At 55.8% G+C, this 10,363-nt stretch carries 7 protein-coding genes and 2 pseudogenes; 8 read left to right on the top strand and 1 reads right to left on the bottom strand.

Features of this window, described 5'->3' with window-relative positions; translation table 11 throughout:
- The 8 genes and pseudogenes from ssuD to GOB90_RS13215 all read left to right on the top strand — a co-directional run.
- Positions 1 to 1,167 carry an FMNH2-dependent alkanesulfonate monooxygenase gene (ssuD, locus tag GOB90_RS13180; RefSeq protein WP_146888126.1) on the top strand — a complete coding sequence of 389 codons (1,167 nt, stop codon included), beginning with the start codon at positions 1 to 3 and terminating at the stop codon, positions 1,165 to 1,167.
- 117 nt (positions 1,168 to 1,284) lie between these two features.
- Positions 1,285 to 1,746 carry a flavin reductase gene (locus GOB90_RS13185; protein WP_373322141.1) on the top strand — a complete coding sequence of 154 codons (462 nt, stop codon included), beginning with the start codon at positions 1,285 to 1,287 and terminating at the stop codon, positions 1,744 to 1,746.
- A gap of 100 nt (positions 1,747 to 1,846) precedes the next feature.
- A complete protein-coding gene (locus GOB90_RS13190; protein ID WP_146888121.1) occupies positions 1,847 to 3,220 on the top strand; it encodes an LLM class flavin-dependent oxidoreductase in 1,374 nt (457 codons plus the stop codon).
- A complete protein-coding gene (locus GOB90_RS13195) occupies positions 3,220 to 4,191 on the top strand; it encodes an aliphatic sulfonate ABC transporter substrate-binding protein (protein WP_146888118.1) in 972 nt (323 codons plus the stop codon). The genes GOB90_RS13190 and GOB90_RS13195 overlap by 1 nt, the downstream gene beginning before the upstream one ends.
- Positions 4,179 to 5,633 carry an FAD/NAD(P)-binding protein gene (locus GOB90_RS13200; RefSeq protein WP_146888116.1) on the top strand — a complete coding sequence of 485 codons (1,455 nt, stop codon included), beginning with the start codon at positions 4,179 to 4,181 and terminating at the stop codon, positions 5,631 to 5,633. The genes GOB90_RS13195 and GOB90_RS13200 overlap by 13 nt, the downstream gene beginning before the upstream one ends.
- Positions 5,634 to 5,651: 18 nt before the next feature.
- Positions 5,652 to 6,674: an L-glyceraldehyde 3-phosphate reductase gene (gene mgrA / locus GOB90_RS13205; RefSeq protein WP_146888114.1), complete on the top strand. Its 1,023-nt coding sequence runs from the start codon at positions 5,652 to 5,654 to the stop codon at positions 6,672 to 6,674.
- Between the two features lie 907 nt (positions 6,675 to 7,581).
- The gene (locus GOB90_RS13210) at positions 7,582 to 9,870 is read left to right on the top strand and encodes a TonB-dependent receptor family protein (RefSeq protein ID WP_242012014.1); all 2,289 of its coding nucleotides are present in this window, start codon (positions 7,582 to 7,584) and stop codon (positions 9,868 to 9,870) included.
- A gap of 97 nt (positions 9,871 to 9,967) precedes the next feature.
- Positions 9,968 to 10,207 (top strand): annotated as a pseudogene (locus GOB90_RS13215) (transposase); the annotation flags it as partial.
- A gap of 58 nt (positions 10,208 to 10,265) precedes the next feature.
- Here the strand turns inward: GOB90_RS13215 and GOB90_RS13220 are convergent.
- Positions 10,266 to 10,363: pseudogene (locus tag GOB90_RS13220) on the bottom strand (IS5/IS1182 family transposase); the annotation flags it as partial.

The following is a 10,363-nucleotide window of genomic DNA, read 5'->3' on the forward strand; positions in this document are numbered from 1 at the left end:
ATGAGTTTCTCCGTTCCAGACAAGATCAATGCCCTCTGGTTTCTTCCGACACACGGTGATTCCCGTTATCTTGGCACGCAGAAAGGCGGACGCCCGGTCGATCTGCCTTATTTACAGCAGGTTTCCCGTGCCGCTGATTCTCTAGGATTTTATGGTGTTCTGATCCCCACCGGGCGTAGTTGTGAAGACAGCTGGGTCGTGGCGTCCGCGCTTGCGCCAGCCACCGAGCGACTACGCTTTCTCATCGCTGTCCGTCCGGGGCTTCAGTCACCCACTCTCTCTGCCCGTATGACCGCCACGCTGGACCGGATTTCGGATGGCCGCCTGCTGATCAATGTCGTCACGGGAGGAGATCCGAAAGAAAACGCCGGAGACGGCTTCTTTGCCAGTCACGCCGAACGTTATGAAGTGACTGACGAATTCCTCGATATCTACCGCGCTCTGCTGCGTGGAGAAACGGTCAATTACACCAGCAGGCATTTTCGCATTGAGGAAGGACGTATCCTGTTTCCGCCCTTCCAAAAGGATGGACCGCCGATCTATTTCGGTGGCTCTTCCGAAGCCGGTATTGATGTCGCTGCGAAACATGTCGACAAATATCTGACCTGGGGCGAGCCGCCTGCCCTTGTCGCCGAAAAAATCGAGACCGTTCGCCGCAGAGCCGAGGCAAAAGGACGCACGGTCTCTTTCGGAATCCGGTTGCATGTCATTGTACGAAATACTACCGAAGCCGCCTGGGCTGAGGCGGATCGTCTGATCTCGTATCTCAACGACACGACCATCGCCAAAGCGCAGAAGGTGTTTGCGCGTATGGATTCCGTCGGACAGGATCGTATGCGTGCACTCCATGGCGGCCGGCGTGACAAGCTGGAAGTCAGCCCGAATCTCTGGGCTGGCGTCGGCCTCGTCCGCGGCGGTGCCGGAACTGCCCTCGTGGGAGATCCCGCCACCGTTGCCGAGCGCATCGACGAATACCGGCGTCTTGGAATCGATACTTTCATCTTCTCGGGTTATCCGCATCTGGAAGAAGCCTATCAGGTCGGCGAACAGATCCTGCCTCTTCTCCCTCTCGCCCATCCGATCCGCCCGGCGGCTTCCATCAGCAATATGGGTCCGTTCGGAGAAACAATCGCCGGTGATCATCGACCGCAGGCGCAGGGAGAATAAAGCATGTCACAGGCACTCCGTCAGCAGAGCGGGATTATTACGCCACCGGTTCAGACCCGGCAGCCCCGCCTGAGAACCGTCACACCGTCCGCCGATCCAGCGCAGTTCCGGGACGGCATGGCGCTGCTGGCGGCGGCCGTTAGCATCATCACGACGGATGGCGGGAAAGGCCGTCACGGCTTTACCGCCTCCGCTGTTTGCAGTGTGTCCGACGATCCTCCGACCCTGCTGGTTTGTATCAATCGCAGTGCCAGCACCCACCCGCATATCCTGGAGCACGGAACACTCGCGGTGAATGTACTCACGGGAGAACAGAAAGAATTATCATCGGTTTTCAGCGATCGCTCGAAAACCATGGAAGACCGCTTTGCTTCCGCCACCTGGACACGCGGCCTCGCCGGTGCGCCGCTGCTTGCGCACGCACTGGCCAGTTTTGACTGTATCGTGGACCGGACAATCGACGCCGGCACGCACACCGTCGTCCTCGCAAGCGTTGTCGATATCGCGCTTTCGGCGAACGCGCCCGACAGTCTTGTCTGGTTCTCCAGGCAGTATGCGACTCTGCCACGCAGTGTCTGAAAAATCCGTCCAAATCTGAGCTTCTGTTCCGACAGTGCCTGAAACAGGCAGGACAACATCCGGATCAGAAATGCTATGTCATATAAACAGGATCCCGAATATGGCGGAACTGCGCCTGAACGCATTCGATATGAATTGTGTCTCTCATCAGGCAAGCGGCCTGTGGCGCCATCCGCGTGACCGTTCAGCCGATTATCGTAAACTGGGGTACTGGACCAGCCTCGCACGGCTTTTGGAAAAAGGTCTGTTCGATGGCCTCTTTCTCGCGGATGTTCTCGGCGTCTACGATGTCTATGGCAGCAATCCTGACGCGGCGCTGCGCAACGCCGCTCAGGTTCCTGTCAACGATCCCGCCATGCTGATTTCTGCCATGGCAAGCGTCACCTCCGATCTCTGCTTCGGTCTGACCAGCACCCTGTCCTACGAGCCGCCGTATCCCTTTGCCCGGCGCATGTCGACGCTCGATCACCTGACCGAGGGCCGCATTGGCTGGAATATCGTTACCGGATATCTCGACAGCGCCGCGAGAGGAACGGGCCGGCAAAAGCAGGCCTCCCATGACATCCGTTACGACGTCGCGGATGAATATCTGCATCTCGTCTACAGACTGTGGGAAGAAAGCTGGAGCGATGCCGCCGTTCTCCGGGACAGGGAGCGCGGTGTCTTCACAGATCCGGACCATGTCCGGCGCATTCGACATGAAGGCGAATATTTTAAGCTGAATGCCATTCATCTTAGCGAACCCTCACTTCAGCGCACTCCCGTGCTCTATCAGGCAGGATCGTCAGCGCGAGGGTGCGACTTTGCCGCCCGTCATGCGGAATGCGTTTTTGTGGCCGGTCCGTCCGCAACCGTCGTGGCTGAAAGCGTGGCGAATATTCGGGCGCGGTCGCGGGCGGCCGGGCGTCTGCCGGAGCAGCCTCTGATTTTCTCTTTGCTAACCATCATCACGGGGCCGGACGATGAGGCGGCTCAGGCAAAATGGAGGGATTACAGACGCTATGTCAGTCTCGAAGGCGCGCTGACCCTTCTCTCCGGCTGGACTGGCATTGATTTCTCCCGGTATTCACCGGATGACCCGGTCCGCCACATCCGGAATGACGCCATCCATTCGGCAGTTGATGCGCTGACGGTCCAGGATCCCGGGCGTGTATGGACAGTGGGTGAACTGGCGGAACATGCGGCAATCGGCGGAATGGGTAACACGATCATCGGTGGCCCTGAACGGATAGCGGATCTGCTTGAAGAGTGGGTCGTGCAGACCGGGGTCGATGGTTTCAATCTGGCCTATGCCGTCGCACCGGAAACCTTCACCGATGTGGTCGAACTGATTGTACCCGTGTTGCAGCGACGAGGAATTTACAAACTTGAATACAGACCCGGCACACTTCGTGACAAGCTCTTTGCCCGGGGGGACAGACTGGGTGCGGACCATCCCGGTGGCCGCGTAAGCCTGGCGGCGAGCGGACTTTGATGTCGGATATAGCTGAAAACAGAAATCGACCGGTCCGGCGGCGTGCTATTCTTCATGGTGCTGCCGCAGGTTTCGCGGGTCTTGTCGCCCGTCGTGCGCGTGCAGCGGAACGCGTGCTGCATCTTGGCTATCAGCGCTACGGCACATTGATTATTCTGAAGCATTCCGGCCTGCTTGAACGGGCGCTTGCGCCAGCAGGCTACACAGTCGCCTGGTCGGAATTCGTGGCGGGCCCACAGCTTCTCCAGGCGGTCGCGGCAGGCGTTATCGACGCGGGCGAAACGGGAGATGCGCCGCCTGTTTTTGCGCAAAGCATGTGGGGGAAGCGGCTGCTTTATATCGGTCATGGCGCTCCCGCTCCCCATGGGGAAGCCATCCTGGTTCGCAAGGCGTCCTCCATCAGAAGCGTGGCGGATCTGAAATCACAGCGGCTTGCTTTCAACCACGGATCAAACGTGCATTATCTGGCGCTGGCGGCGCTGGCACGGACGGGTCTCCGAATTCCGGATATCCATGTTGTCAATCTTGCCCCCGCCGCCGCGCGAGCCGCGTTTGATACCGGACGACTGGACGCCTGGGCTATCTGGGACCCTTATCTGGCGGCGGCTCAGGCAACCGGCGACACTCGTATTCTGACCGATGCAACAGGGCTGACAGCCAACCGCCAGTTCCTGCTTGCATCACCTGAAGCTACGCTGGCCTCCGGTGATGCCTTACGCATTCTTCTTGCAGCGCAGAAACAGGTGGAGGACTGGGCAGCACAGCACAAAGATGAACTGATAGCCGCGCTGGCGACGGATACCGGACTGGCTCCCGATATTATACGAACGGCCGTGCAGCGTCTGCCGCTCGGAATGTTCGCCATCACGCCGGATATCATTACTGAGCAACAAAAAATTGCCGATACACTCAATGCTGCCGGTCTGCTGCCGTCTCCGTTACAGATAAAGGATGCGGTATGGACGGGGTGAATGGAGGCATAGTGCAAAAAGCCGGTATAGTTATTGTCGGTGGCGGCTTTACCGGAACGGCGGTTGCCTTTCATCTTGCTTCGCGACGGGAAGTCGCACAGCCGGTTATTGTGTTTGAGCCGAGACCGGCATTGGGAGCCGGTCTCGCATACAGCACGCCCGTACCGTTACACAGGACCAATGTTCCTGCATCACGAATGAGTCTTTTTCCTGATAAAACAAGTGATTTTCAGGAGTGGATTGATCGGAACGGGGCAGTGATTACTGATTCGCAGGCTACTCTTGCCGACGGGGCTGTATATCCGGCCCGTGCCGTTTTCGGCCACTATGCTGCGGACAGAATCCGACCTGCACTTGAAACCGGACGGGTGGAACATCGGCCCGTACAAGTCGTTTCGATCGAGCCGCTGCCTGAAAACAGATGGCGGGTTGAAGCGGCCGATGGAACTTGTGTGGAGGCCTCGGTCGTTGTCATTGCCACATCGCATCCTCCTCCGGGCCTTCCCGCACCACTTGCCCGATTACTCGCTTCGGCAGGAGGGATTCTGCCATCGCTGATTGCCAATCCGTGGACGCCGGATGTCTTTGCATCTGTAGCCTCTGATGCTCGTATACTGATTGTCGGCACAGGCCTGACAATGGCGGATGTCGTCACTTCACTCGATCACGCCGCACATACGGGACCGATTCTCGCTATTTCCCGTCGGGGACAACGCTCACATGGCGATCTTTCTTCTGACGTTTCAGCGAATGGTGATTTTTCTACATGTCCGGCAAAAACGGCACGGACGCTGCTGGCAAATATAAGGGCTGTTCTGACCGCACATCCGGAATGGCCCTGGCAAACCGTCTTTAATGCTCTGAGAAAACAGGCAGGGCAGGTATGGGGTGCTCTGCCAGTCTCTGAACGTCGGCGACTAGTCCGCCATCTTCGTCCTTTCTGGGATACACGCCGTTTTCGCATCGCTCCACAAACAAATGACATCCTCGATCGTCTGATTTCGGAAGGCCGCCTGAAAATTCAGGCCGCCAGAATCATTGAGGCGCGTGACACAGGCAACGCTATAGAAATCGTCATGGCTCATCGTGGAGGAAGACTGGAAATCATTGAAACTGATATTGTGATAGCCACCACCGGACCGGCCCACGAAAGTGTTCTGATATCTCAGCCTTTTCTGGAACGGCTCTCACGTCACGGCCTGCTCGAAACCGATGCGACCGGTCTGGGCCTGCATACGGATCAGGACGGACATGTTATCGTAAAAAACAAAATACTGCCTACGCTGTTTGTTGCCGGCCCCCTCTCACGCGCCGCCTTTGGAGAGTTGATGGGTCTGCCAGAAGTAACAGTCAATGCGGCACTGATTTCTGAAAATGTCGCTGCTGTTTCTGAAAAAGAAAATCAGATCCGTGCCAGCACAGAACCTGCTCCCGTTAAATAAGATTGAGGAAACAGCCTGATGACCTGGAACCCATCCGAAACCCGCTATGCAGACGCGACTTTTCGCCGATGCGGTCGCTCGGGTCTCGATCTGCCGCCTGTATCACTCGGGCTGTGGCATAATTTTGGCGGTGAGGATGTGCTCGAAACCGGTCGCGCCGTCATCCGGCGAGCGTTCGACAGAGGTGTCACACATTTCGATCTTGCTAACAATTACGGGCCACCCGATGGATCGGCAGAAGAAAATTTTAGCAAAATTCTGCAAAAGGATTTTTCATCTCACCGTGACGAACTCATCATCTCGTCCAAAGCCGGATGGGATATGTGGCCGGGTCCTTACGGTAATGGCGGGTCACGAAAATATCTTCTCGCTTCGATCGATCAGAGTCTGAAGCGGCTGGGGCTTGAGTATGTAGATATCTTCTACTCTCATCGTCCAACACCTGATGTGCCACTGGAAGAAACGATGAAAGCTCTCGTTCAGATGCACCGGCAAGGCAAAGCTCTGTATGTCGGAATTTCATCCTACGGACCGAAACGAACAAGGCAGGCTGTAAAAATTCTCGAAGATGAAGGCATACCTCTTCTTATTCACCAGCCTTCCTATTCGATGCTGAACCGCTGGGTAGAAAAAGAGTTACTCGATACGCTGGGCTCGCTCGGTATCGGCTGTATTGCCTTCTCGCCGCTGGCGCAGGGCCTTCTTACAGATAAATATCTGAACGGCATTCCTGCCAATTCACGTGGTGCTGAAGAAAACTCTTTCAGTCGATCCATGCTGTCAGATGAAAATATTACACATGTTCGCGCCCTCAACTCAATCGCCGAAAAACGTGGGCAAACGCTGGCCCAGATGGCCATCGCCTGGGTATTAAGAGACCAGCGCGTCACGTCCGCACTCATCGGAGCGCGGAACGTCAGTCAGCTTGATGATTCTCTGGATGCCTTGAAAAACACGAACTTTAATCAGGAAGAACTGAGTCTCATCGACCGGCATGCACGGGAGGGACATATCGATCTCTGGCGTAATCTTTCGGAATAACCACGGAACGCACAGACCGGCCCCTGCACCATTATCCCCTGAAAACGCATGGCCAGTTGCACTGATGATGAATTTATCTGGTTCTGAAATCTGGATTTTTCAGATGTATTCGCCGGGTATGATGCAATTCAGATTTTTGCGGCAATAACCGAAATTACGGGTGGTCATGAAACCATGAGTTGAGTCCGTCGTAGATCGTGACCGTTGCAATGGAGGCTTGAGGGTCTTGAGGCACAACGCTCGTAATCTTTAACGGGCCGGCGGCATCGTATGACCCATGCAAAAGATCGTTCCAGGAGACCCAGCGACAGAACGAAACCGTGCCTTGCCTGGAGCAATTTAACAGCCTCCCGGGCGGTACCCCAAGTGCGCGCTGCCTCACCCGGCCTCTCGCCCGTGTATCCCTGATCGACACAGGCCAATTCGACGCTCTCGTCTGTCGCACTTTGCATGGCAGCGACGAGACGTCCCGCCTCGGTGCGATCATCTCGACGGGCCGATGTAGCATGCAGGGATGGCAGATGGGCCGGCCTTATCCACAGCCATATGCAATTTTGAACTCTGTTTGCGTTTGGGCCCGGCATGTCCTGCGCGAGATCCGCTTGCTGACGTCGCGGACAGTCGCCGCAAGTTCCGCTTTGCGGCCTGAGCTCTTGTGCAGGACGGCATGCAGGCCGTAGGGCAGCCTATCGAAGCGGGAGGCTTCCACCCAGCGTTGGGGTAGCCCTCCACTGCCGCCGGGATAAATAACTTAAATACATGATATTAAAATATTTTACTCATAGAATAACGTGGATAATATCCATATCTCACATTTGGTGATATATACAGAAAATAACCATAAAGTTTCGTTCAATATGATCAATCCCCTTAAACCCGCTACCCTGCCGAAACGAAGCCGCAGAAAATGATCATGTACTATAAGAGAACTATAGAAGTTTCTGCCTCGCGTAGCGGGTATCCGCCCGGCATTATCTCCTCGTCTCAAGACAACGCCTGCATCTTGTTCGTCACTTCAATATTCTGCGCCGGCGTGTTTCTGATCTGCACTGCATCTCACGCTGACGCACAGGAGAATTCACGCGTCAATCGGTCCCATGTAGCGGCTCATACCGCTGCTGCCAGTCGACATGCGCAATCTGACAAGCCGAAGGCAGCCACTCGCACTCAGGCCGAGTCGATCAGTGTCGTGGGTGCCAGCCGGCTGCACGCTGCGCGCGCACGATTGCGCTCTGTTCCTGGCAACACCGCCGTTATCAGCGCGAAAGATGTCGAACGTGGCAGGGCAGCCAATCTCGAGGATACGCTGGCATTTCAGCCCGGCATCTACGCGCAGGCAACCAGCGGAAGCACGGGAAACAAGATCTCGATCCGTGGATCGGGAGCGGGCGTGTTCTACGGCGGCTATGCACTCGGGATGAAATACCTGATCGACGGCATGGCAATTAGCGGCGTCGGTGGCCTGCAGGAAGATCGTCTCAGCACCATCGGCTATCAGATGACAGAAGTGCTGTACGGCGCAAATGCTTTCGATTATGCCTCCACGTCACTCGGCGGTGCGATCAACTTCATCAGCGCGAGCGGCGTTAGTAACCCGGGGTTCACCGCACGATGGGAAGGCGGCAGTTATGGCACGGCGAATGAGCAGCTGAGCCAGGGGGGCACCTTCGATCACCATAAGGGTGATTACTACATTACAGTCGCACGTGCCGATCGGCAGGGTTTTCAAAACTATACTCGAACCGATCGCACGGATGTCGATTTCAACCTCGGGTATCGGTTCACCGACAAATTCTCCGCGCGTATAATCGGTCGCTGGGACGAGGGCTCTTCCTATTACGGCGGCGTGTTGACGCTGGCACAGATTCGACAGAATCCGTCGCAAAACCCGAACGACTGGGGCAAACGACCGACAGACAGCGGCATGCTGGGTATCAAGAGCTTGTACCAGATCGACGACAAGTCAGAACTGGAATATGGCATCACGCTGAATCGCTACGAACTTGCCAACAACGAGGGAACGACGCAGCCACAGCTCTGGCGTTCCACTGATGTGAACAACTCGATACGTTATACCCGCAATGACAAACTGTTCGGAAAACCGAGCAAGACCACAATGATTCTGAGCAACGTGCAAATGGTGAGTGGTGATTCGCGGTATTTCAACACCAGTGTGCCAGCGTACCAAAGCAACCGCGCAGACTGGACAATGAACGAACACACTAAGTTCCAGGGCTCTCATGATTCCGTACTGTCCGTTGGCAATAACACGGAAATTCTCAATCATCTGTGGCTGACCACGGGCCTGTCGGCCATCTGGATCCAGCGCAAAGTGGCGATAAGTGATCGCGCGATCCCGAACTCATCTGTTCAGAGCAGCGAGAATTACAATGCTATCTTCCTGGCCCCACGAATCGGGATGCGGTACGAGATCAACAAAAACATCGACTTGTACACGAACCTGAGCCGCTCAATCGACCCGCCGGTGACCTGGGAATACCAGAATCCCAATGGCGGCAGCGGTTATAAAAGCACCGCTGCTGTCGGCCGTGTCGAGGCGCAACGTGCCTACACGGTCGAAGTCGGGCTACGGGGCCATGTCGGGCCTTTTCAGGGCAGCTTCACAGCGTATCGCAGTTGGGTTCACGATGAGCTTCTGTCCGTCGTCGTGCAGCGGGCCACGACGACGACCGCCGAAGTCGATTCCGTGAACAATGCAAGTCCGACTATTCATCAGGGACTGGAACTCGGCCTGGATACCACGTTGTTACATTCAAATAATTTCGGTAAAGTGACTTTCCGGCAGGCAGCGTCCGTCAACGATTTTCATTATGTAAGCGATCCGACATTCGGCCGCAACCAGTTACCGGGTCTGCCCCGCTGGGTGTATCAGGCAGCGCTGCAATGGGAACATCGGACGGGCTTTTATGCGAACGTCAATTATCGCGCGACATCCAGCTACTACGCGGATTATGCGAACACGCTCAAGGCACCGAGTTACGGTATCTGGGGCCTGAAAGTCGGGTACGAAGCGCCGAGCAAACGCTGGAGCGCCTTCGTGGATGTTCGTAATTTAGCCAACAAGCATTACGTAACCGCGACCTATACTGAATACAACCTTAAGGGGATCGATACTGCCGCCTTCTATCCGGGCGATGGCTTCAGTATGTTCGGCGGTTTGATGCTGCATCTGTAAAATGGACAGTTCGAAAATCCTGTTGGTTTCTCGAGAGATATCGTGATTTCATCGTTCCTGTCCCGAGATGAGGAGCGGCATGAAATAACCCTGTTTCTTGGATGTTGATGATCGTCTGTGCCCACTGAGCGGACTTGGCGATCAGCTGCAATCTTTCTCCCGAACTGTGAATCTTGAGGTTTTCCGGCGTGATATGGGCAAAGCCCCGGCCTGTCCGGAAGGCAGCAAAGGTGGTCGTCCACCGTTTAATCCTGTGCTGATGTTCAGGATTCTGGTGACCCAGACACTCAACAGCCTGTCGGATGAGCGGACCGAGTATTTTATCAACGACGCTATACAGCTTCGTATTCATGCCCCCTTTGGTGCGACCAGTCAGTCGTGCTTAGGGCGTGTCGTCAGTTAATTCCGATGATGGCGGAGGCGAGTTGCACGGCAGCGAGAAAGGTTGACTTCAGCTTGTCGTAGCGTGTTGCGATGCCTCTGAAATGCTTCA

The organism is Acetobacter oeni, from assembly GCF_011516825.1.
GTDB lineage: Bacteria > Pseudomonadota > Alphaproteobacteria > Acetobacterales > Acetobacteraceae > Acetobacter > Acetobacter oeni.

Coding starts and splice junctions, on each gene's coding strand:
- GOB90_RS13190 (WP_146888121.1), top strand. CDS start 1,847: ATGGCGGAACTGCGCCTGAACGCATTCGATATGAATTGTGTCTCTCAT.
- GOB90_RS13195 (WP_146888118.1), top strand. CDS start 3,220: ATGTCGGATATAGCTGAAAACAGAAATCGACCGGTCCGGCGGCGTGCT.
- ssuD (WP_146888126.1), top strand. CDS start 1: ATGAGTTTCTCCGTTCCAGACAAGATCAATGCCCTCTGGTTTCTTCCG.
- mgrA (WP_146888114.1), top strand. CDS start 5,652: ATGACCTGGAACCCATCCGAAACCCGCTATGCAGACGCGACTTTTCGC.
- GOB90_RS13200 (WP_146888116.1), top strand. CDS start 4,179: ATGGACGGGGTGAATGGAGGCATAGTGCAAAAAGCCGGTATAGTTATT.
- GOB90_RS13185 (WP_373322141.1), top strand. CDS start 1,285: ATGGCGCTGCTGGCGGCGGCCGTTAGCATCATCACGACGGATGGCGGG.
- GOB90_RS13210 (WP_242012014.1), top strand. CDS start 7,582: ATGATCATGTACTATAAGAGAACTATAGAAGTTTCTGCCTCGCGTAGC.